The following is a 23,228-nucleotide window of genomic DNA, read 5'->3' as shown; positions in this document are numbered from 1 at the left end:
CCTGGAGTTCTTACCTCGAAAGCTCCTATTTGAAAACTGGCATAAAAAATGTATATTCACAGGAAGTTTGCACATAACAGAATTGGACAAAGATGAGGACTTTAAACTGAGTACCATGAATTTCCTATCTCATTTTTATTTTGAACGAAAAGTAAATGACCCTCATCGCGCACTTGGATCTGTGCTGCCTGATCTTTTACGAAATATGGATAGAGATATCCGTGTTTTTCCCGAGAAGAATGTTGCATTGTTTATCGATGATCAGCGTATTTCTCGGATATTGAAAGGCTGGTGCCGCCACTTGGCTACAGACCGGTTCTTCCACAACAATGTGTTTTTTTTGGAAAAAACGAGACAATTGAAAGCGCATTTGTCACCTGTTGTTGCAAATACACCCATCCGCGCTTCATTTCTTTCTCACATTGCCCTCGAGCTCCTCCTTGATCGCTTACTTCTCAAGGATAGTTGGCTACATGAAAACGACTTCTACGGGCAACTCCAAGATGTAGATCGTCAAAGCTTATCCCGTTTTTTGGAACTTTCCGGCTTACAAGATACCACACTATTCCTTACATTTTTTAATGCTTTTATCAATGATCGATATTTAGGAACCTATCGTGAGATGGCCAAAGTTACCTACGCTCTAGACCAAGTTTGTAAAAAATTTTGGCCGCAAGGCTTAAATGAAGATAAAAAACTTCAGCTGACTGATGCCTTAAATGTATATGAAAGAGAATTAGCATACAATTATAAAGTGATCTTTAACGAAATTGCCGATTATTTAAGCAAATACTACAATTAGGCTCACCAAAGAATGGATGCAGCTTTATTTGGTGTCCATAACAACGGAATAAAATATTTTTTTTATGTTTGGGCCTTAATTTTAATTGCTGTTTAACAACCAAACATCGTATGGCTCATAAACTCTTCCGCAAAAAAACCGTTGAGCAAATCCAAAAAGACACGTATCATCAAGGAAGCGGAGGATTAGCAAAAGTCCTAGGCGTAAAAGATCTAGTTTCGCTCGGTATAGCGGCTATTGTTGGGGCGGGTATCTTTAGTACAATAGGATTAGCAAGCTATAACGGTGGTCCGGCAGTTTCGCTTTTATTCGTTTTTACAGCGATAGCATGTGTATTTACTGCGCTTTCTTATGCGCAATTTGCAAGCACCGTCCCGGTTTCCGGAAGTGCCTATACTTATGCCTATGTTGCATTCGGTGAAATATTCGCATGGATAATCGGATGGGCACTTATTTTGGAATATGCGGTGTCCAACATGGTGGTTGCCATCTCGTGGTCTGAATACTTTGTAAGCATGCTAAAGGGCTTCGGAATCCGACTTCCACTGTGGCTTACAACTTCTTCCGAAGGCGCCTATGAAGCTTTCCACAAACTACAACAAGCGGGTTCCGAAGCTCTCAGTTCTTCTGAAAAAATTGCAGCAGCGGCCTATGAACAAGCTCCCCACTTAGGTAATATTGCCCTTGTTTGCAACCTTCCGGCTGGCCTTATTACGATTTTGGTGACGTGGCTGGTCTATATTGGCATTAAAGAATCAAGAACTGCAAGCAACATCATGGTCATTCTTAAAGTCAGCGTGGTGCTTTTTGTTATTATCGGAGGTGCTTTTTATGTTAAACCGGCAAACTGGAGTCCTTTCGCACCTAATGGAATTCAAGGAATTTTAAGTGGTGTTGCAGCTGTGTTCTTTGCGTTCATCGGTTTTGACTCCATTTCAACTACAGCGGAGGAATGTAAGAATCCACAACGTGACCTCCCACGTGCTATGATCTACTGCCTTTTAATCTGTACCGTTTTATATGTATTAATAACGCTTGTGCTAACAGGAATGGTGAACTATAAAGAATTGAACGTGAATGATCCCTTAGCCTTTGTATTTCAATCAACAGGATTAGATTTTATGGCAGGAGTCATCTCCATTAGTTCTGTTATAGCTATTACCAGTGCCCTATTGGTTTTTCAATTGGGTCAACCACGCATTTGGATGACGATGAGCCGAGATGGTCTATTATGGAAAAAATTTGCCAGTATTCATCCCAAGTATAAAACACCTGGCTTTGCCACCATTATTGCCGGTATCGTGGTTACGATTCCTGCGCTATTCTTTAGAATGGATTTCTTTGTAGACTTAACCAGTGTAGGTACTTTCTTTGCCTTTATATTGGTTTGTGGTGGTGTTTTATATTTAGATCATCAAGGGATCTCAAAACAATCAAAGTTTCGGGTTCCTTACGTCAACGGCAAATATATAGTCGGTTTAGCCCTCTTAATAACAGTGCTAGGTCTGTTCATATATGGTAAAGCAACGATAAAAGAATGGGTTGATCTCTCTGCCGTGGAATTAATCGAACATAAATCGCTCACAATAATCTTCTGGCTTACTTGGGTCATACTCACTGTTCTCAGCTACAAATACAACTTCTCGACACTCCCGGTAGCCGGTATTTTGGTAAATCTTTACCTCATGACTGAACTTGGCGCAAGCAACTGGATTATATTTATTGGTTGGCTCGTTATAGGTCTTATCATCTACTTCATTTACGGCTATAGAAAGTCAAAATTGAATGTTAACCATAGGCTTTAGGCGATAAGCTTTAAGCTTTAGTTACCCTGTCGGTATGTAAGTACAACTGCCACAACCACTAACCCACCACCATTACATTGGCTAACCGACCGTTGGGAGTTCATGAGTACCGAAAAAACAAACATTTACGAGAATAATTGGCCAATTAAACTACTTAACAATTTAACAACTGCCACAACCACCTAACCCACCACCATTACACCATTACATTGGCTAACCGACCGTTGGGAGCTCATGAGTGCCGAAAAAGCTAACACTTACGAATAATTGGCTAATTAACTAATTGGCTAATTAACCGAACCTACTGCTTCCAATAACTTCGTTTGATATTAATTTCTTTTGTACCCGAAATGACAAGTGGTACACGTTCAATGGTCACGAAGCTGGAATCTAAGCCGAAACCTCTTTCTTCTGATAAACTGAAATGCCTCAGCAGATTATAGGCATCCATTACGATACGTTCCATGAACCCTAGATTATTAGACCTTGAAACCACTTTTTCGAGTACCACAAATCGAAAGTCACCCACCATATTATATTTCTTCAAGGTTTTATACCTACTTGTAATCTCTACCTCCTGGTTTTTCACTAACTCTTCTACTACCTTTCGGAATAACAGGCTAATACGTTGTTCGACTCTAAATCCTAAACGAAAATCAATTCGTATCAACTTGCCCTTAACTAGGTGATCCACTTTATATTCATTTGTATAGGGTTCATCGGTCACATCAACATGAACCAGCCAGTATACATCGGCGCGTTTTGGTTTCTTCTGAAGAATAGAATAAACAATTTTCGACTCTATTTCCGATCTAAAATTGGCGCTGGTCAGGTATACGAGTTGAGAAGCATAGCGAGGCACTGTTTCATCTTCTGTCAATTCACTTAATATAGGATAATAATCCTCTATATCAACATAGCGTACAAAATTATTCTTTATCTTTCGAGCCCACCACCAACAAAGCATAACAGCAAAAAGCACACTCGCCAAAAGCAGCGTTAGCCATCCACCATGAGCAATTTTGGCGCCGTTTGCCGCTAAAAAAGCCAGTTCTATCCCCATGTAAATGATGAAAAAAAGCGCAATCAAATACCGTGGTGTATGCTTTTTGAAAAGATACGCTACCATTAAGACAGTTGTTGCTAGAAAGGTGGTATTGATGGCTAATCCGTAGGCCGCTTCCATATTGCGCGACTCTTTGAATATTAAAATTACGACCATACAGCCGATCCATAAAAGTAAATTTACAGATGGCACGTACAACTGGCCTTTTTGATTACTTGGATAGTTAATTTTCACTTTCGGCCAGATATTAAGTCGCACCGCCTCAGCAATCAGGGTAAACGATCCCGATATCATAGCTTGCGATGCGATAATAGCTGCTATCGTTGCAATGGTAATGCCAATCGTCAAAAACCACTCCGGCATCAAGAGGTAGAAAGGATTCTGATCGTTTAGATAGGCACCTTGATGCTGTGCTAACCAAATGCCTTGACCAAAATAATTCATTAACAGGCAGGTTTTTACGTAAATCCAGCTTATTCTAACATTCGCGCGCCCACAATGGCCCAAATCTGAATAAAGTGCTTCAGCACCTGTAGTACACAAGAATACCGCTCCTAAAATCAACCATGCATTCGGATAATTAATTAGAAGTTTAATGGCATAATACGGGTTGATAGCTGCAATAATTTCGGGCATATCAACCAAGTAACGTAAGCCTAAAACCCCCATCATCGTAAACCAAACAAACATCAGCGGACCAAACACTCTTCCCACCACCGATGTTCCAAATCGTTGAATAACAAATAAAACAGAAATGATGCCGATCACAATGGGAACAGTGGGCAAATCTTTGTTATAGATTTTCAACCCTTCAATTGCGGAAGATACGGTGATTGGTGGCGTAATCATCCCGTCAGCAAGCATAGCGGCAGCTCCAACCATGGCCGGAAATATTAACCACTTAGCTCTCCGTTTGACTAGCGAGAATAGAGACAGAATCCCACCCTCTCCCTTATTATCGGCCTTTAACGTGATGATAACGTATTTTATGGTAGTTTGTAAAGTCAAAGTCCAAAAAATACAGGATAATCCCCCATAAATCAACTCAGATGTGATAACATCGTCACCTATAATGGCTTTGAATACATATAAAGGAGAGGTTCCTATGTCGCCGTATATCACCCCCAAACTAACCAATAAACCCGCAGCGCTTAACTTGTGTAAATCTTTTGATTTTTCCACTGATTAATTTTTCTAATTTACGAGGCAAATGTAGCTAATATATTGATATTTGAAAGCATGTCTCATTTCCAATCAATTCAAAAACAGAGCAAACGAAAAAAGTTGTTAAAAATTGTTAAAAACTATCTTTTTTTTGCTTTGTTCTAAAAATTGAAATATATTTATTATATTTTTGTAGTCAAGCTAACTGGTGAAGTGTTTCCCTTTGTGACGATCCACTTCTCTTTTTTTGCAATAACTATTTGAAGCGACACCTATGGCATATAAATACTTTTCTATTCTATATCTTTTTATTTTAAGTGTAGTCTTTACGCTAGCAAAAATAGACACGCATGCAGCGGCTTCTCTCAGTCTAGAAATGGATTCCGCATCGAGAAAGCAGCAAACACCCATGCAGAAGAGTCGAATTTCCGATCACAAAGCCTATAAGGTCAGCGATCTGCACTTTGGATTCAAACCCTTTTCTCCCTTAATGGGGGCACAAAAGATGGAGGGGACCGAAAATGAAAAGCTGCTCAGTAATGTGAAGGTTTTTCCAAACCAAATTTCAGATCAACTGAGTTTGTCCTTTAAACTAAACAAAGATAGTAATGTGTCCATCAAAGTGATGGATGCGTTGGGAAATGAAGTAACTACTTTGCTTTCACAACGTCTGTCTGCGGGAGAACAAAGCAACACTTTTAACTTGGGTAGTAAGCTTAACCAGGGATTTTACTTTATCCGTGTTGTTGCCGGTACAGAAACTATTGTTAAGCGAATTGAAGTGCTCTAGATAAAAACTAATTACTTTTCTGATTCGAAACCATCCGCTCCAATTGGAAACGGATGGTTTTTTTATTTAAATTAACAATCAAAAAATTCGTTGCAATTTTTTTTTGTAGTAGGTTTGGGGGTATATTTACAGAAACCTGCCTGCGGTAAGCAGGCAAGCTTCATTGCCACTTTAAAACAAATTATTAAATGAAACCTGCTGGCCGTAGGCAGGCAAGCTTCATTGCCACTTTAAAACAAATTATTAAATGAAACCTGCTGGCCGTAGGCAGGCAAGCTTCATTGCCACTTTAAAACAAATTATTAAATGAAAATTATAGCAATCGGTAGAAACTATGTAGCCCATGCCCACGAATTAAACAATCCTGTACCGGAAAAGCCTGTAATTTTTTTGAAACCGGATACAGCAATACTTAAAGACAATAAAGATTTTTATCTACCTGATTTTTCAAAGGAAGTCCATCACGAAATTGAGATAGTGATCCGAATTTGCAAAGAGGGAAAGCATGTTCAGCGAAAATTTGCTGATACCTATTATGATTCCATCGGTTTGGGAATCGATTTTACAGCACGCGATCTTCAAGCAGAACATAAACAAAAAGGTCTACCCTGGGAACTGGCAAAAGCCTTTGATCAATCGGCGCCCGTTAGTACTTTGATTCCAAAAAACACTTTTGCAGATATCTATAACATTAATTTTTGTTTAAAGAAAAACGGAGAAGAAGTTCAGATAGGGAATACAAACAATTTGATCTTTTCTTTTGAGAGCATTATATCCTTTGTAAGCGAATACATTACACTCCGTAAGGGCGATCTAATCTTTACAGGAACACCTGCCGGCGTAGGCCCTGTGGCTATCGGCGATCATTTGGAAGGTTATATTGAAGACCAAAAGCTACTTGATTTCAATATAAAGTAAATTGCGGATGAAACTTCTCTATATTACCGCGCTATTTCTCCATTTCATGCTTCCAGTAGAAGCTCAAGATTCGCGCGTTCAGCAAAAACAATACCCGCAGAACTATTTTCGTCCTCCGCTAGACCTAGCGCCGCAGGCAGCCGGAAGCTTTGGTGAATTGAGGTCAAACCATTTTCATTCTGGAACAGACTATAGGACGAATCAGCGAGAGGGTTATCCGATTTACGCCGTAGCTGATGGCTTTATTTCTCGTGCCCGCGTCCAAATAGGCGGTGGCGGAAATGCGCTTTATATAGATCATCCAAATGGTTATACCAGCGTTTATATGCATCTACAACAATTCAATGCAAAAATCGCCACACTTGTAAAAGATAAGCAATACAATGAAAAAAGATTTGATGTAGATTTTCCGTTGACTGCCACGATGATTCCGGTGAAGAAGGGAGACATCATCGCATTCTCGGGGAATACCGGTGGGTCCGCAGGACCCCATTTGCATTTTGAACTTAGAGATACTAAGACCGAGCATACCATTAACGCTCAACTTTTTGGACTGACAATTCCCGACAGGGTCCCTCCTACTATTAGCGCTTTAACGGTATATCGATTTGGAAGCGATACATACGACGAAAACACAGAAAGAGAACACTTTCAGGTTTCGGGGACCGGTGGTGAATATAAAATCACCCCGACAAAAACGATCATCATCAACGGACCAACCGCTTTTGGAATTGTAGCTTCCGACCTCAATTCTGCATCGGCCAATCGAAACGGCGTATACTCCATTGAACTTTTCTTGGATGGAAAGAACATTTATACAGCGGCCTGGGAAAGCTTTTCTTTTGACAATAGTCGAGCCATTAATGCACATATTGATTATGCGTCTTATATATTACATAAAAGAAGAATACAAAAGAGCTTCGTGGAACAAGGGAACAAACTAGAAATTTACCACAATCTTCATAATCGGGGTATCATCCATATTAAAGATCAACAGAGTCATCGGCTTCTTTATAAAGTAAAAGATATAATGGGCAATGTGAGTACTTTATCATTCGAAGTCAGAAACGATCCTCAGTATACGATAGCAAAAAAGAATCACGAAGGAACGACTTTCTTTTATTATGGGCAAGATAACCAATTTGAAAATGACGCGATAAAGATTAGCTTGCCTAAAGGCAGCCTATACAGCGATTTATATTTTAGATACGATCAAGGCACGCGCCCAAAAGGTGCTTATTCGCATCTACAGCACATCCATAACCGCATGGTTCCGGTGCATCAGGGATATAGCTTGGCAATTAATGCGCAGGACGTGCCCCGCAACTTGCAATCCAAAGCTCTTATTGTAAATGCGCAAGGCGATTCGCAAGGAGGCATTTATAAAGATGGTTTTGTTATGACGACTGCAAGAACCCTGGGAAGTTTTTATATCACCGTTGATACCGTCGCTCCCATTATCCGTTCGCTTAATCTCTCTGCAAACAAAAATATGAGTGCCTACAGTCGGATTAACTTCAAAATATCCGATAATTTGTCAGGAATTCAGTCATTTGAGGGCTACATAGATGATCAATGGATATTAATGGAATATGATCCCAAAAGTGCATCTCTCCGACATACCTTTGACGACAACCTCCCTAAAGGAAGGCATCGGTTCAAATTGCGTGTAAAAGACTGGAAAGACAACGAAAAAGTATTTGAGGCGGATTTTGTGAAATAAGCTGTCAGCCATTGGCTATTAGTCATTAGCTAACGGCTAAAATCTAATAACTAAAAAAATGAAAGAACTAAAAGAAGGTGATAAAGCACCGGCGATTAAGGCCAAAAATCAAAAAGGTGAAACCGTAGAACTGAAAGACTATTTAGGTAAAAAAGTGATTTTATACTTTTACCCGAAAGATAATACACCGGGCTGCACCACCGAAGCCTGTAACTTTAGAGATAATTATCAGTCTCTCCTTCAAGATGGATATGAGGTATTAGGAGTGAGTATTGACAGTGAACAATCGCATCAAAAGTTTATCAGCAAGTATGAACTCCCTTTCAACTTATTGGCTGATGAGGATAAAAAGATAGTTGAGGACTACGGTGTTTGGGTGGAGAAAAATATGTATGGTAGAAAATACATGGGAACAGCCAGAACTACCTTTGTGATCAATGAAAAGGGAATCATTGAACATATCATCAGAAAGGTCGATAATAAAAATGCTTCCCGCCAGATACGGGATTTGGTAAAATAGACCATTTATTTAAAAGACCAACCAATATAAGTGTCAAATTAACAACTATTAATTAACGGCTAATAACTAAAAATATTTATCTTAGCATCTTAATATCGTTTAACACAAATTATAATGAGTGCAGACATAGCAAAACTTGAAAACATAGCAAAGCAAGTACGTCGAGATATCGTACGCATGGTACATGGTTGCCAGTCCGGCCATCCGGGAGGATCACTGGGATGTGCAGACTTTTTCGTAGCTCTCTATTTCCATCAAATGGAACACAATCCCACGTTCAACTTGGATGGTATTGGAGAAGACATTTTCTTTTTGTCCAATGGACATATATCTCCCGTATTTTACAGCACCTTGGCACGTGCCGGATACTTCGACAAAAGTGAACTAGCAACTTTTAGAAAGATTGATTCCAGGCTGCAAGGGCATCCAACAACACATGAACATTTGCCGGGTGTGCGTGTTGCTTCTGGCTCTCTTGGTCAAGGACTTTCCGTGGCAATCGGAGCTTCCCGTGCGAAAAAATTAAATGCGGATGATAAATTGGTTTATGTTTTAATGGGCGATGGTGAATTGCAAGAAGGCCAAGTATGGGAAGCTGCCATGTATGCACCACATAATAAAGTGGATAACCTTATCGCAACGATTGATTTAAACGGTCAACAAATCGATGGCCCAACCGAACGTGTACTTTCTTTAGGTAATTTAAAAGCCAAATGGGAGGCTTTCGGATGGGATGTTTTGGAGGCAAAGGGTAACGATATGGCGCAGCTCATCGAAACCTTAACGGAAGCGAAAAGCCGTACCGGAAAAGGAAAACCGGTTATGATTCTTATGCATACCGAAATGGGATATGGCGTTGATTTTATGATGGGATCTCATAAATGGCATGGTGTAGCACCCAATGATGAACAGCTAGCTACAGCACTAGCACAGCTTGAAGAAACTTTAGGAGATTATTAATTGACCTGACTTGGTCATACACTATTCAATATTACGAAATGAAGAAATATACATATACGGACAAGAAAGACACGCGTTCGGGCTTTGGAGCTGGTTTACATGAAGTAGGCAAAAAAAACAGTAATGTCGTTGCACTGTGTGCCGATTTAGTTGGATCATTAAAAATGGATGCATTCATCAAAGATTTTCCGGAAAGATTCTTCCAGATAGGAATTGCTGAAGCTAATATGATGGGAATTGCTTCCGGTTTAACCATTGGCGGAAAAATACCCTACACCGGAACCTTCGCAAACTTCTCCACGGGAAGAGTTTATGATCAAATCCGCCAGTCTATCGCTTACTCCGGAAAAAATGTTAAAATATGTGCCTCACATGCCGGTCTAACATTAGGCGAAGATGGCGCTACACATCAGATATTGGAAGATATCGGTTTAATGAAAATGTTGCCCGGTATGACGGTGATTAATCCTTGCGATTATAACCAGACAAAAGCCGCAACGATCGCGATCGCCGACTACGATGGTCCTGTTTATCTTCGTTTCGGCCGCCCTGTCGTACCAATCTTTACCGACCCGGATCAAAAATTTGAAATCGGCAAAGCTTGGATGGTAAACGAGGGTTCCGATGTTACGATTATTGCAACCGGTCACTTAGTTTGGGAAGCTATTCAAGCAGGAGAACAGCTTGCTGCATTGGGAATAGACGCTGAAATTATAAATATTCATACCATTAAACCTTTGGACGAAGAAGCAATCTTAAAGTCTGTGGCTAAAACCGGCTGTGTGGTGACAGCAGAAGAGCACAACCGTCTTGGCGGCTTAGGTGATAGCGTATCCCAAGTGTTGGTTAAAAACCATCCAGCTCCCCAAGAATATGTTGCTGTTAACGACAGCTTCGGAGAAAGTGGCACACCTGCACAATTAATGGAGAAATACGGACTAAATGCTACGAGTATTGTTAGCGCCGCTCAGAAAGTTATCAAAAGAAAATAAATGGTTTAGGTTAGCAACGGAAGGTAACAGGTTTCCTTCCGTTGTTATCAACCATCAAGCTCTCTAATGGAAGATTCAATAATAATTGAAAAATTCTCTAACGAAAGAACTCGAAATGAGGCTTTTAATTTATTGCTAAAAAAATACCAGCAGCGGATTTACTGGCATGTCCGTAGACTGGTAGTAGATCACGATGACGCGGATGATTTGGTGCAGGATATTTTTGTAAAAGTTTGGAAAAATCTGGAGAACTTTAGAGCCGATGCGCAGCTATACACATGGCTTTATCGTATCGCAACCAATGAGTGTATTACATTTTTAAATAAAAAGAAGCAGTATCAAAGTATATCCTTAGATGATGATTCTGCTTCCTATCTGTCGGACACCCTCACTACCTCAAGTTACTTCAACGGAAACCAAGCTCAACTAAAATTACAGCAAGCTTTATTAACCTTACCGGAGAAACAGCGACTGGTTTTTAATATGAAATATTTCGATGATCTAAAATATGACGAAATTTCTGAAATCCTGGGAACAAGTGTTGGTGCGCTAAAAGCATCCTATCATTTAGCCGTAAAAAAAATTGAACAATTTTTTAGTGATAACGATTAAACCTTTTAGCGTAATCTATATCTAAGAGTTACTATGAGCACTATGGACAATGAACGTAATTATCAAGATGATTTAGCTGGCATACAAGGGGTGCCACCTAATCCAAAGGATACGCCATTTATTGTGCCTAAGGATTACTTTGATCGATTGGAAGCTAATATCATGCAACGTGTCTCCATCATTTCCGATATGGAGAAAAGCTTCACTGTACCAAACGGGTATTTTGAATCACTTAGTGACCATATCATTGCCAAAATAGAAAAGGAAGACAACCTGACACTGGCAAATTCTACGTTTGAAGATACTGAATATCACCCTTTCATCGAAAAACTAAGGGAAAAAGTTACGACCTCGGGTTTTGTCACACCGCAAAATTATTTTGATCAATTAGATAAAAAAATCAATCAAGCGATAGTTTCCACAGCTAAAAACGAAAAGACAAGGGAGATTGCATTTCCAATAAGAAGGAAAAATCGGAATCTAACCTGGATCGGCTATGCGGCAGCGGCTTGCATAGCAATCGGCTTAGGTGTTTACGGTTTCTTTCAGTATCAATCCAACAATTTTGAACGTACTTTGAAAAGCATTCCCGATAATGAAATTGTGAACTATCTGGAGTATTATAGTGAACCGGGAGACGCTGCTTTTCTTGAAGCTCAATTTGATGGTGTCATTCAAATGGATAAACCCAAATTTTCAGAAGAAGATATAGAAGCCTATTTGGATTACAGTATCTAACTTGAAATGAAGAAATTACTTTTTACATATATACTGTTGGTTGCTTCTATCTTCACGCTGAAGGCTCAAGATAGAGATCAGCAAAATCGATTTAAGCAGATTGAAGCTGCCAAGATAGCTTACATAACCAAAGAACTTTCCTTAAGTCCGGCTGATGCTGAACGTTTTTTTCCCTTATATAATCAATACCAGCGGGAAATGCGGGCACTGATTCATCAACGGCGAACTAAAACCGGAAAAAAGAGAAGTGAATTAGACTATGACTCGGAGGTCTTAGCTTTGAAGATGCGTTATCGTGACGCTTTTATTCCTATAATAAATGCACAACGAACCGCTAAATTCTTTGAAGCGGAGCGAGAATTTAGGGAGCAACTATTGCAGGAGTTGAAAGACCGGCGAAACGAGTAAAAGATCTTTATCGCCCGTACCTCTATACTATTTTAAATCTGTACCTTCGACGCACAGAGTGAATTGAAAGGATTTCTATGTTAAGTAATCGCCAACTTTTTTTATTGAATACCGCACAAACGTCTACAAGCCCACGATTAATAGAAATTGAAAAAGCAGAAGGGCTTTACCTTTATGGGCCCGACGGCCAAAAGTATATGGATCTAGTATCAGGCTTCGCTGTTAGTAATATCGGACATCGGCATCCTCGAGTTTTAACGGCTATTCGCGATCAACTGGAAAAATATCTCCACGTTACCGTATATGGCGAATTTATTCAAGCACCTCAGGTGGCCTTGGCTACTAAGTTGTTAGAGCAACTCCCTTCTACCCTGAACAACATCTATTTCGTAAATTCGGGCGCCGAAGCAACTGAAGGAGCGATGAAAATAGCTAAAAAATACACCGGACGCTCCGCGTTTATTGCTGCGAAGAAGGCCTATCATGGAAGTACGCAAGGTGCTCTCAGTTTAATGGGAGATGAAAAATATAAAATACCATATGAGCCTTTGCTTCCTAATATAACTTATATCAACTATAACGAACTCAACGATCTCTCAAAAATCACCACAGATACCGCTGGCGTAGTGCTTGAGGCCGTACAGGGAGAGGCAGGCATCCGTGTGCCGGATATAAATTATATGCAACAGCTACGTAAACGTTGCAATGAGACGGGAGCTCTTCTTATACTAGATGAAATACAGACAGGGCTGGGACGAACTGGAAAACTTTTCGCTTTTGAGCATTATGGTATTGTCCCGGATATATTATTAACTGCAAAAGGCTTAGGTGGAGGTATGCCTATAGGGGCATTTATTGCTAGAAGAGAAATAATGGATGTTATTAAAGAAAATCCGATCTTAGGTCATATTACCACCTTCGGCGGACATCCTGTATCGTGTGCTGCAGCGCTGGCGTCCTTAACGGTTATTTTGGAAGAGAAATTAATGGATACTGTTCCACAGAAACATGAAATATTCAAAGCTCATTTGAAGCACCCACTCATAAAAGAAGTAAGAGGCATTGGCCTCATGATGTGCATTCAGCTAACGTCTTTTCAGCAAGTCGAAGCTGTTAGTAAATACTGTGCAGAAAATGGCGTCATGATCGATTGGTTTTTACATCACGAAACGGCTTTGCGCGTTTCTCCGCCATTAATTATTAAAGAGGAAGAAATAATAGCAGCTTGTACGGTTATTAAACAGGGTTTGGATCGTTTATCAGCATAGCTATTAGGCTTTAGCCATTAGCTAATTTGCTAACAGCTAATACCTAACAGCGAAAACCTAAGCTAACTGTGCTTCTAACTTACTAGCCAAAACCGACTTAGGCACGGCACCGATTTGTTTGTCCACAATCTCACCGTTTTTAAAGAACAATAAAGCCGGGATATTTCTAATTCCGTATTTAGTAGAAATTTCGGCGTTGTGATCCACGTTCACTTTTCCTACAACAACTTTACCGTCGTAATCTTTTGCTAATTCTTCAACAACAGGTCCTACCATACGGCATGGTCCGCACCACTCTGCCCAAAAATCCACCAACACGGGTTTGTCTGATTTCAAAACAACTTCATCAAAGTTGCTATCTGTGATTTCTAATGCCATTATCTTTTTATTTTATATGCTTATTATTTATATCCAAGATTTTCCTACATCCTAGAATTGATATTACAAAGATAACTTTCAAAAGCTTTGCCAAAGTATAGTATCTGACAATCTGACACTAATTTAACTTATAGCCCCTATCGCCCGTTAAAGCTCGCAAATCTTGTAAAAACTCATTACTTAGATGTACTTTCATGCCCTTTGCAGGCATCTCTAAGCTTACCTTATCTTCATAGTCTAACAATACAAACTTCAATTGACAATTTCTAATTTCCTGTTCCTGCTGATTCTTATGAATAATTTGTTGCAGATTATCTACAAACTTATTGTTCAGTTCATGCAGCGGTACCTGAATACTGATCGATTTCGCCATTTTATCCCGAAGCTCAGACAATAGTTGAATCGAAGTGATTTTAAACTCCCAATTATCTTGTTGTCGAAAACGTTCACTAACTGTGCCCCTAATCTGCAAAAAGTAGTTTTCGTTCATAAACCCTTTAAATTTAACATAATCTTCACCAAAAAGTGCCATTTCATACGAATCGCTGTAATCCTCAAAGGTCATACGTCCATAGGGTTTGCCCGTTTTGGTCATGCCATGGTAAACTGCGGTGACCATCCCTCCTACTACTAAATCCTTATTTTTTATCTTAGCAAATTCCGTTTTGACATCTTCTACTCCTTCCTCTGGAGATTCTAGTCCTGCGTCCTGTCCGTTATCAGCATCTTTCCCTGCACCGGCTTTCATTTTGTCAATCAAGTGGAGTTGACTCACCTTGTGTTGACAAAAATACTCCAATTCCAAACGATAGTCATCCATTGGATGCCCGGTTATATACATACTAACAACGTTTTTTTCGTAACGCAGCTTCTCCATCAATCCCCATTCAGGGCATGGCGGTAAGGATGGTTCGGGAATATCCGCATCACTGGTTCCTCCGAACAATGACATAGCTGCATTATTTTTGTTGTACTGGTAATCATTCGTATATTTTATTAGACGCTCTATCCCATTTTGGCTTAGCCCCTCAGGCACATGGAAGAATTGCGCCCTGTTTATACCAAAACAGTCAAAAGCCCCACTATACACCAAACTTTCGTATACCTTCTTATTGATCGTACGTGGATTACTGCGCCGGGCAAAATCGGCAATGGATAGATACTTGCCTTCATCCCTATTGCTCACAATGGTGTCTACAGCGCCGGCTCCAACTCCTTTTACTGCACCAATACCAAAGCGTATAGCTCCCTGGTCGTTCACCGTAAACTTGTAGAATGATTCATTTACATCCGGACCCAAAACCGTTAATCCCATTCGTTTACACTCTTCCATAAAGAATGATATTTGCTTGATATCGTTCATATTATTGGATAATACAGCGGCCATATATTCGGCAGGATAATGAGCCTTCAAGTAGGCTGTTTGGTAGGCCACCCACGCATAACAAGTGGAGTGCGATTTATTAAAGGCATAACTTGCAAAGGCCTCCCAATCTTTCCATATCTTCTCCAAAACCTTTTCATCATGTCCTTTTTCCGCTGCTTGTTGCACAAACTTCGGTTTCATTTTATCCAGTACATCGCGCTGCTTTTTACCCATAGCCTTACGCAAAACGTCCGCTTCACCTTTGGTAAAACCGGCTAGCTTCTGGGAGAGAAGCATCACCTGCTCTTGATAAACGGTGATACCGTAGGTCTCTTTTAAGTACTCTTCACAAGCTTCCAAATCGTAGGTAATGGGCTCCTCTCCATTTTTTCGTCGGATAAAACTGGGGATATATTCCAATGGCCCGGGTCTATAAAGAGCGTTCATAGCAATCAGGTCACCAAAAACGGTCGGCTTTAGCTCCTTCATATACTTCTGCATGCCGGGCGATTCGTATTGGAAAATACCTACCGTTTCACCGCGCTGGAAAAGCTCGTAGGTCTTCACATCGTCAATCGGAAAAAAGTCAGGATTTAGTTCAATCCCCTTCGTATGTTTCACCAAGCTGACCGTGTCCTTAATCAAGGTTAAGGTTTTCAAACCCAGAAAGTCCATTTTTAATAAACCTGCGCTTTCAACCACCGAGTTATCGAACTGCGTTACGTAAAGCTCGGAATCTTTCGCCGTGGATACAGGAACGAAATTGGTAATATCATCCGGCGTAATGATTACGCCACAGGCATGTATTCCTGTATTTCTCACAGACCCTTCTAATGCTTTCGCCTGCCTGATTGTTTCAGCTCCGAGATCATTACCATTTGCCAAATTGATTAATTCGCGGACACTCTCAAGCTCTTCTGTTCTTAAAGCGCTCTTCAAGGCCTGTGCATCCATATTAAATAGCTTGTTGAGCTTTAAATTTGGTACGAGTTTCGCAATTTTGTCCGCTTCAAATAATGGTAAGTCCAACACCCTTGCCGTATCTCGAATAGAAGATTTGGCGGCCATTGTACCATAGGTAATAATCTGTGCTACCTGATTGGCGCCATATTTATTTATAACGTAGTCCATTACCCGTCCCCGGCCTTCATCATCAAAATCGATGTCAATATCCGGCATGGAGACACGATCGGGATTTAGGAAACGCTCAAAAAGTAAATCATATGCAATTGGATCGATGTTTGTAATTCCCAAGCAATAAGCGACCGCGGAGCCTGCAGCCGAGCCACGACCCGGCCCAACGGACACGCCGATTTCTCTAGCCGCCGCAATAAAGTCTTGTACAATCAGGAAGTAGCCTGGGTAACCGGTTTTTTCGATTGTTTGTAACTCAAAATCAAGCCGCTCTCTTATCTCCGGTGTAATCTCGCTATAACGCTTAGCGGCACCTACATAAGTTAAATGTCGAAGGTATTTATTCTCTCCTCTTTTACCGCCGTCCAGCTGATCTTCTGCTACCTGGAATTCTTCAGGAATATCAAACTTTGGCAAAAGTACATTACGATAAAGTGAGTAAACCTCTACCTTGTCTACAATCTCCTGGATGTTTGCAATCGCTTCAGGGATGTCGGTAAAGAGTTTCTTCATCTCTTCGCCCGATTTGAAGTAGTACTCCTCATTGGGCAGTCCGTAACGGAAGCCTCGACCGCGCCCTTTAGGTGTCGCTAATTTCTCCGCATCCCGAACACATAAAAGAATGTCATGTGAATGCGCATCTTCCTTGTTTATATAGTACGTATTGTTAGTTGCAATAAGTTTTACCCCGTGTTTCCTTGCCAGTTCAACTAAACTGGCATTGATACGATTTTCATCTTCCTGGCCATGTCGCATCAATTCGATATAGAAGTCCTCACCGAAAGTCTCCTTCCACCATATCAAAGCTTCCTCCGCCTGGTTTTCTCCCATATTGAGTAACTTATTCGGTATTTCACCATATAAGTTTCCTGAAAGGACGATAATGTTTTCTTTATATTGCTCAATTATCTTCCTATCGATACGAGGTACATAATAAAATCCATCAGTATAAGCTAACGAAGACATCTTGGCCAAGTTATGGTAGCCTGCCTTGTTCTTTGCTAACATTACAATCTGGTAACCATTGTCCTTTCTCGTCTTATCCGCATGATTATCACAAACAAAAAATTCGCAGCCCACGATAGGCTTAATGATCACTTCGCTCGGCTCCTCTCCATTTTCCACGGCTGTTTTATTTTTGGCTTCTGCCGCCTTGTTATGATTCAGCACGTTGCTGACAAAGTGAAAAGCGCCCATCATATTTGCATGATCAGTAATTGCTACAGCAGGCATTCTATGCTTAGCGGCGGCCTTCACTAAATCGGAAACAGAAATGGTCGATTGCAAAATGGAAAATTGCGTATGGTTATGAAGGTGTACGTAGTCGACTTCTTTAAGCTCCTCTCTGTTGGCGTCAAGCTCTTTTTGTGAAATGCTATCTTGATCAGCCTTTAAACGTTGCCTAATTGAATCAGAGGCTGCTTTCAGATTAACATGCTGTAAACCAACTGCCGCGATAGGATCTGGATTATTCGTTCGAAAAACCTCAAAATAATCTTCCTGAACTTGTAACTCAGCCGCAGTGAAAATATTCTTCTTGATCAGCTCTAGAAAACAGCGTGTCGTAGCTTCAACATCGGCGGTTGCATTATGTGCTTCAGCGAAGGGTACTCCAAATAAATATGCATGCAGCTCTGTCAGATTGGGAAGTTTAAATTTACCACCCCTACCTCCCGGTAGCTGTAACAAATTTGCCGTAACCTCTGTACAGGTATCCAATACCGCCTTCTCGCCCATGGTTGTGGCAATTCCCATCCGATGAAACTCACAACCCATAATATTGATGTCAAAACCGATATTCTGTCCGACAATAAACTTGGCTTTATCCAAAGCAATATTGAACTTTTCCAACACTTCGACCAGATCAATTCCCTGTTCTAAAGCTAGCTCGGTAGAGATACCATGGACCCGTTCAGCATCATAAGGAATATTGAAACCGTCCGGCTTAACCAGATAGTCCTGATGCTCAATCAAACGGCCCATATCGTCATGTAATTGCCAAGCTATCTGCACACAGCGCGGCCAATTATCTGTATCGGTAATGGGTGCATCCCAACGTTTCGGTAATCCTGTCGTTTCAGTATCAAAAATTAAGTACATAGCTATTAAATGGATTGAGCAATAAGATGACACAAAACTACAGAAAATTAAACGTATCCGCTTGTCACCTGAACACAAAAGTATCCACATATGTCAGAAATTATACCGTAGAGAAAACAAGTTTTTTTCCGCTACCACTATTCTGTTCAAACTATCAGAGATTTCGCTTTTTACCGGTATATTATAGTGTTTGTATTAAAAGAACGCTTATTTTAGCTAAGGTTATTTAGTAAATTGGAAATCACGCCAATTTTCTATAGGTTTGGTGGAACAAAAACTAACAATAACCAACAGTTTTGATCTAATCATCTACTGTCGATCCACCGAAATAAATTGCTTAACCGTGCGACGAGTTACCCTATATACCCTGATTTTGATGCTGTGCAGCGTAATGACAACGTTAGCACAACGCATAGGTAATATTCGATTCTACCAGTTGAACGAGCAGCATGGCTTATCCAATAACCACATAAGCGCCATTATTAAAGATTCAACCGGTTTTCTTTGGTTCGGTACTTCAGCGGGCTTAAACCGGTACGATGGCCGTCAAATCAAGGTTTACCGCCACTCTAACGCAAATATTACCAGCATAAAGGACAATAATATCATCGATCTGTTTATCGGCCCTGAAAACAAACTGTGGATAAAAAGCAAAAAAGGCTTAAACATCTATCAGGACAAACACGAAAATTTCGTCAGGAATGTAGATAGCGTATTAAAAACCTATGGACTACCACCTACAGACATTATTCAAATAGAGCGAGATAGTCAGGGGAATTTTTGGTTTCTAACTGTTGGAAATGGCTTATATCGATATAATCCTGTAAAAAAAACGAGCGTCCGCCTTCAAAGCCTCAACGGACAAAACATAACCGGTATAGCGCTTTCGCAAAGCAATGGAACATTGCATACAATTTACGCAAATGGATTGATAGAGACTATAGATATTCAAACCCTCGTGTGCAGAAAACGTCTTCAAGCGATCACAAAAGCGGTTGATGGTTTGTCTAGTGCAATCTTTAAACTATTTTGTGATCGGCATGACGACCTTTGGGTTTACTCAACAGATGTTCCGCTTGGTGTTTACTACCTCCAAAAGGGAAAAACAGACTCCAGACACCTGCATAAAAACAGCAAACCTGCTTCGCTGAATACGGATGTAGTTACCCATATTACCGAGGATGAAAACAACAATATCTGGTTAGCAACTGATCATGGTGGAATTAATCTATTACACAAAAAGGATTTCTCCGTGTCCTATATTCTTCATCATGATGCCAATGCTTCCACGATAGCACAGAACAGCACCATTTCACTCTATAAGGATGACCAGCAAATCATTTGGGTTGGAACATATAAACAAGGGCTAAGCTATTATCATAAGCAACTTTTTATGTTCCCGCTGGTAAACAAGCAAACCGGGTTACCCTTTGAAGATGTGAATCGATTTGCAGAAGATCGTCAGGGCAATTTATGGATAGGTACAAATGGCGGTGGTCTTTTGTATTTCGACCGCGCCAAGAATCAGTTCAAAACTTATAAGCAAACCGGCTTACCCAACGACCTAAGTAGCAATATTATTGTCAGCATGCTGCTCGACACAAAAGATAGACTTTGGGTTGGCACTTACCACGGCGGCCTAAATATGTTCGACGGCAAGACGTTTAAGCAATACCCGCTTGAATCAGATCGGGATGGATACCCTCATGATAATAATATATGGGAAATCTATCAGGATAGCAGAGGCAGGATATGGGTAGGAACGCTATCAAACGGGCTTTATTACTATGAAGCGGAATACGATCGGTTTGTCAGTGTGAACAATGCAGGTATACCGAAATACATATCAGCCATGATGGAAGATAAAAACGGACATCTATGGGTCGGAGGTGCGCAGGGAATTGTGATATTGAATCGATCTAACGAAATCATTTACAAGTTTACGGCCGGAACCGGGAAAGACAGCTTGAGCAATAACTATATCTCGGATTTATTGCAAGATAAACATGGCCGTATTTGGATTGCTACACAAGATGGTCTAAACTTGTATAAACCTAGGTCAAATAGCTTTCAAGTTCTTCGGAATACAAATGGCCTACCTGATAATTTTACGCTGAATTTATTAGAAGACGCACAGGGCAGACTTTGGGTAAGTACCTTAAAAGGCCTTTCATGCGTACACTATCGGGAAAGCGATAACGAATTACCGGATATCAAAAATTACCATACCGAAGATGGTCTTCAGGGCCTTTCTTTTAATGAAAATGCGGTATACAAAACAAAAGCGGAAGAGCTTATTTTCGGTGGGCCCGCTGGTTTTAACATCATCGTCCCAAAGGATATTCCTAAATTAAAAGCGCCATTTAAACCGGTAATAACAGCCTTCTCATTATTCAACGAGACATTGGAAATCGATAAAGAATATCATGGTCGTTCCATTTTAATCAATTCCCCTACCTATACCAAAAACATATCCCTAAATTATGATCAGAATATTTTTACAATTACCTTCTCGCCGCTTGAGTATATAACGAAGGAGCATCGACGGTTTCTCTATCAGCTTGAAGGTTTTAACGACAATTGGTTACCTGACCAGGGCGATCACAAAATAACCTTTACGAATTTGGATCCGGGTGTTTACGAATTCAAGGTAAAAGCGTCGCTCGATAACGGACAATGGAGCGATCCCTATACCTTACTCCGCATTGAAATTGCTCCCCCCATTTGGAAAACACCTCTGGCCTATGTCTCTTACATTCTGTTGCTTGTTGCCTCGCTTTTACTGATCCGACATATTGAAAGGAAACGACAAAAAAGCCGATTTCGGTTGCAACAGGAGCGCGAAGCTTTTAAACAGGCAGTTGAGCTAGACAGAACTAAAACACAATTTTTCACTAATATAAGTCATGAATTCCGCACACCATTAAGTCTCATCCTAGCACCAATTGATCGATTACTGGATGAAAAGCTAAATGAGGGACAAAAGACTCAGTTGCAAACCATGAAGCGTAATGCCAAAAGGTTATTGAATTTAGTCAATCAACTTCTTGATTTAAAAAAGGTTGACAGCAACAAGCTAAAGATAGACTTAACTTTAGGTGATATCATCTCGCACATCAGAGAACATGTTGATTCTTTTATGGATCTGGCGGCCGTAAAACATATAACACTCTCATTCATCTCAAATAAGGGCAGCTTTTACGCCTATTTCGATCAAGAAAAAATAGAGCGTATTACATTTAATCTATTAAGTAATGCACTGAAATTCACCGACAAAAATGGTAAAGTGGAGGTAATACTTACAGTAAAAGATGCCGCAAATTCACATTACTTAGAAATAAAAGTGAAAGATACGGGAATAGGTATACCCGCGGATCAGCAAGAAAAAATCTTTGAACGTTATTTTCAACATGTTGACACCAAGAACTTTTACAATCAAGGAAACGGTATTGGATTATCAATCACACATGATTACGTGCAATTGCTAGGTGGAACAATTACACTCAATAGCCAAGAGAACGTCGGTAGCACCTTTACAATTGATCTACCATTACCTGTTAATGTTGAAAAAAACAGCGATGCCCTATCTGCACTAGCTGAAGTTGGACCCGATCTCCATCCACAAAAGCACAAAAGGGAGCAAGGGAAAAAGCTTCCATCAATACTTTTGGTTGATAATGATGAAGATTTGATTTTTTACCTATATGAAAACTTAAAGTATAAGTTTCAACTTGATTATGCTTTTGATGCACAATCAGCGTGGGTAAAAGCGCTTGGGCAACATCCCGACCTAATCATTTCGGATATACAGATGCCCGGCGATTCGGGTATTGACTTATGCAAAAAGATAAAAGACGATTCCCGAACCCGTCATATACCCGTTATGTTATTGACAGCCTATAGCGATGAAGCGATACAGCTAAAAGCTACTGATTCCGGCGCGTCAGATTATATCATCAAACCTTTTCATTTCCAGTTGCTAATAGCAAAAATCGACAACCTATTAAAGCAAAAGACATTATTGGAAAGAACTTATAAAAAACAACTTGAAGTTATTCCTTCTATCACCGCCATTGAATCTGAGGACGAAAAATTTCTACGGCGTGCAGCCAAAATCGTGGAAGATAATATAGCCAACACGACATTTTCAGTAGAAGATTTAGCGGCAGCCCTAAACATTAGTCGCGTAGGTTTATATAAACGCCTCTTAGCATTAAATGGCCATACGCCCTCCGAGTTTATTCGTAATATTCGATTGCGCAAAGCCGCTCAACTCCTGGCAAAATCCAATCTAAGTGTTGCAGAGGTAGCTTATCAAGTCGGTTTCAATAATCCTAAACAATTCAGCAAATATTTTAAGGCAATGTATGCGGTATTGCCTTCTGTGTATAAACAGAATCAGTAGATTTTCTATACCGTTTGCGACGAAAAAACGCGATAAAGCAAGCATCCAGATCTATATTGTTAACCAAAATACCCCTATT

Annotated in this window: 16 protein-coding genes; 13 read left to right on the top strand and 3 right to left on the bottom strand. The window is 40.2% G+C overall.

The features are described from left to right. Positions 1-115: 115 nt before the first annotated feature. Positions 116-802 (top strand): hypothetical protein, encoded by a 687-nt coding sequence (locus M1D52_RS12060; protein ID WP_377608771.1) that lies wholly within the window; start codon positions 116-118, stop codon positions 800-802. Positions 803-912: 110 nt separating this feature from the next. Continuing rightward, a complete protein-coding gene (locus tag M1D52_RS12055; RefSeq protein ID WP_377608769.1) occupies positions 913-2,607 on the top strand; it encodes an amino acid permease in 1,695 nt (564 codons plus the stop codon). Between the two features lie 301 nt (positions 2,608-2,908). Here the strand turns inward: M1D52_RS12055 and M1D52_RS12050 are convergent, their stop codons facing one another. Then, on the bottom strand, positions 2,909-4,855 hold the full coding sequence (locus M1D52_RS12050; protein ID WP_130855827.1) for a KUP/HAK/KT family potassium transporter: 1,947 nt from the start codon (positions 4,853-4,855) through the stop codon (positions 2,909-2,911). A gap of 256 nt (positions 4,856-5,111) precedes the next feature. Between M1D52_RS12050 and M1D52_RS12045 the strand changes: the two genes are divergently transcribed. The 10 genes from M1D52_RS12045 to M1D52_RS12000 all read left to right on the top strand — a co-directional run bounded on the left by M1D52_RS12045 (position 5,112) and on the right by M1D52_RS12000 (position 13,766). Further along, positions 5,112-5,627, top strand: a complete 516-nt coding sequence (locus M1D52_RS12045; RefSeq protein ID WP_130855826.1) for a T9SS type A sorting domain-containing protein — start codon at positions 5,112-5,114, stop codon at positions 5,625-5,627. Positions 5,628-5,933: 306 nt separating this feature from the next. Beyond that, a complete protein-coding gene (locus tag M1D52_RS12040) occupies positions 5,934-6,545 on the top strand; it encodes a fumarylacetoacetate hydrolase family protein (RefSeq protein ID WP_130855825.1) in 612 nt (203 codons plus the stop codon). 7 nt (positions 6,546-6,552) lie between these two features. Beyond that, on the top strand, positions 6,553-8,268 hold the full coding sequence (locus M1D52_RS12035; protein ID WP_377608767.1) for a M23 family metallopeptidase: 1,716 nt from the start codon (positions 6,553-6,555) through the stop codon (positions 8,266-8,268). 58 nt (positions 8,269-8,326) lie between these two features. Beyond that, positions 8,327-8,788, top strand: coding sequence for a thioredoxin-dependent thiol peroxidase (bcp, locus tag M1D52_RS12030; RefSeq protein WP_013667165.1), 462 nt, complete (start codon positions 8,327-8,329; stop codon positions 8,786-8,788). Positions 8,789-8,902: 114 nt separating this feature from the next. Then, entirely contained in the window at positions 8,903-9,748 is an 846-nt protein-coding gene (locus M1D52_RS12025; RefSeq protein ID WP_013667166.1) for a transketolase, read from the top strand. A 38-nt stretch (positions 9,749-9,786) separates the two neighbouring features. Further along, positions 9,787-10,740, top strand: coding sequence for a transketolase family protein (locus M1D52_RS12020; protein ID WP_309012871.1), 954 nt, complete (start codon positions 9,787-9,789; stop codon positions 10,738-10,740). A 66-nt stretch (positions 10,741-10,806) separates the two neighbouring features. Beyond that, positions 10,807-11,352, top strand: coding sequence for an RNA polymerase sigma factor (locus M1D52_RS12015; protein ID WP_013667168.1), 546 nt, complete (start codon positions 10,807-10,809; stop codon positions 11,350-11,352). 42 nt (positions 11,353-11,394) lie between these two features. Further along, positions 11,395-12,090, top strand: a complete 696-nt coding sequence (locus M1D52_RS12010) for a hypothetical protein (protein WP_437392663.1) — start codon at positions 11,395-11,397, stop codon at positions 12,088-12,090. A 6-nt stretch (positions 12,091-12,096) separates the two neighbouring features. Beyond that, the gene (locus M1D52_RS12005; protein WP_013667170.1) at positions 12,097-12,498 is read left to right on the top strand and encodes a hypothetical protein; all 402 of its coding nucleotides are present in this window, start codon (positions 12,097-12,099) and stop codon (positions 12,496-12,498) included. A 77-nt stretch (positions 12,499-12,575) separates the two neighbouring features. Further along, positions 12,576-13,766, top strand: coding sequence for an aspartate aminotransferase family protein (locus M1D52_RS12000; protein ID WP_013667171.1), 1,191 nt, complete (start codon positions 12,576-12,578; stop codon positions 13,764-13,766). A 57-nt stretch (positions 13,767-13,823) separates the two neighbouring features. Here M1D52_RS12000 and trxA read toward each other — a convergent pair whose 3' ends face one another. Next, a complete protein-coding gene (trxA, locus tag M1D52_RS11995; protein ID WP_013667172.1) occupies positions 13,824-14,144 on the bottom strand; it encodes a thioredoxin in 321 nt (106 codons plus the stop codon). A gap of 118 nt (positions 14,145-14,262) precedes the next feature. Beyond that, positions 14,263-18,744: a DNA polymerase III subunit alpha gene (gene dnaE / locus M1D52_RS11990; protein ID WP_437392662.1), complete on the bottom strand. Its 4,482-nt coding sequence runs from the start codon at positions 18,742-18,744 to the stop codon at positions 14,263-14,265. A 391-nt stretch (positions 18,745-19,135) separates the two neighbouring features. Here dnaE and M1D52_RS11985 point away from each other — a divergent pair, with 391 nt between their 5' ends. Then, positions 19,136-23,149 (top strand): hybrid sensor histidine kinase/response regulator transcription factor, encoded by a 4,014-nt coding sequence (locus M1D52_RS11985; protein WP_437392661.1) that lies wholly within the window; start codon positions 19,136-19,138, stop codon positions 23,147-23,149. The last annotated feature ends 79 nt before the right edge of the window (positions 23,150-23,228 follow it).

This window comes from Olivibacter sp. SA151 (assembly GCF_054130995.1).
The sequence above is the reverse complement of the archived record's forward strand: the minus strand, read 5'-3'. Positions and strand labels throughout refer to the sequence as shown.

What these genes read in the sequence shown, in the direction of transcription:
- M1D52_RS12000 (WP_013667171.1), top strand. Translation starts at nt 12,576, where the DNA reads ATGTTAAGTAATCGCCAACTTTTTTTATTGAATACCGCACAAACGTCT.
- M1D52_RS12035 (WP_377608767.1), top strand. Translation starts at nt 6,553, where the DNA reads ATGAAACTTCTCTATATTACCGCGCTATTTCTCCATTTCATGCTTCCA.
- M1D52_RS12045 (WP_130855826.1), top strand. Translation starts at nt 5,112, where the DNA reads ATGGCATATAAATACTTTTCTATTCTATATCTTTTTATTTTAAGTGTA.
- bcp (WP_013667165.1), top strand. Translation starts at nt 8,327, where the DNA reads ATGAAAGAACTAAAAGAAGGTGATAAAGCACCGGCGATTAAGGCCAAA.
- M1D52_RS12020 (WP_309012871.1), top strand. Translation starts at nt 9,787, where the DNA reads ATGAAGAAATATACATATACGGACAAGAAAGACACGCGTTCGGGCTTT.
- M1D52_RS12060 (WP_377608771.1), top strand. Translation starts at nt 116, where the DNA reads ATGAATTTCCTATCTCATTTTTATTTTGAACGAAAAGTAAATGACCCT.
- trxA (WP_013667172.1), bottom strand. Translation starts at nt 14,144, where the DNA reads ATGGCATTAGAAATCACAGATAGCAACTTTGATGAAGTTGTTTTGAAA.
- M1D52_RS12025 (WP_013667166.1), top strand. Translation starts at nt 8,903, where the DNA reads ATGAGTGCAGACATAGCAAAACTTGAAAACATAGCAAAGCAAGTACGT.
- M1D52_RS12015 (WP_013667168.1), top strand. Translation starts at nt 10,807, where the DNA reads ATGGAAGATTCAATAATAATTGAAAAATTCTCTAACGAAAGAACTCGA.
- M1D52_RS11985 (WP_437392661.1), top strand. Translation starts at nt 19,136, where the DNA reads ATGACAACGTTAGCACAACGCATAGGTAATATTCGATTCTACCAGTTG.
- M1D52_RS12055 (WP_377608769.1), top strand. Translation starts at nt 913, where the DNA reads ATGGCTCATAAACTCTTCCGCAAAAAAACCGTTGAGCAAATCCAAAAA.
- M1D52_RS12040 (WP_130855825.1), top strand. Translation starts at nt 5,934, where the DNA reads ATGAAAATTATAGCAATCGGTAGAAACTATGTAGCCCATGCCCACGAA.
- M1D52_RS12010 (WP_437392663.1), top strand. Translation starts at nt 11,395, where the DNA reads ATGGACAATGAACGTAATTATCAAGATGATTTAGCTGGCATACAAGGG.
- M1D52_RS12005 (WP_013667170.1), top strand. Translation starts at nt 12,097, where the DNA reads ATGAAGAAATTACTTTTTACATATATACTGTTGGTTGCTTCTATCTTC.
- dnaE (WP_437392662.1), bottom strand. Translation starts at nt 18,744, where the DNA reads ATGTACTTAATTTTTGATACTGAAACGACAGGATTACCGAAACGTTGG.